This is a genomic window from Methylobacterium sp. E-016 (assembly GCF_022829745.1).
Classification (GTDB): Bacteria; Pseudomonadota; Alphaproteobacteria; order Rhizobiales; family Beijerinckiaceae; genus Methylobacterium.
Genome location: NZ_JAKSYF010000069.1, coordinates 1 through 394, shown reverse-complemented (window position 1 = coordinate 394; position 394 = coordinate 1). Strand labels below are relative to the sequence as shown.

At 76.9% G+C, this 394-nt stretch carries 1 pseudogene; it reads right to left on the bottom strand.

The features are described from left to right. Positions 1-323 precede the first annotated feature (323 nt). Positions 324-394 (bottom strand): annotated as a pseudogene (locus MKK68_RS29705) (response regulator); the annotation flags it as partial.

Below are 394 nucleotides of genomic sequence, written 5' to 3'. Positions count from 1 at the left end.
CCGTCCCGCGCGACGCCGACGCGGCGGCGGTCGAGGCCCTGGTGCTCGCCGACGCGGCGGTCCGGCGGGCCCCCGAAGGCCGGACGCCCGGCAAGGCCGTCGTCGTGGCCGGGCCCATCGTGAACCTGGTGGTGTGGGGAGTGGCTGCCCCCTCCCCCCTGACGCGGGGGAGGGTGGCGCGCGCAGCGGGTCGGGAGCGGGGAGCGGCATCTCCGGATACGGCGCGCCCCTCTCCCGACCGTCGCTGCCGAGGGGCCCACCCTCCCCCGCTTAAGGGGGAGGGAAGAGGCGTGCGATCGCTCGTGGATCGACCGAACGTCGTCTCAGGCCGCGAGCGCCCGGCTCACCGTGGCGCGCAGGTCCGCCAGCGAGAACGGCTTCGTCAGCACGTCGG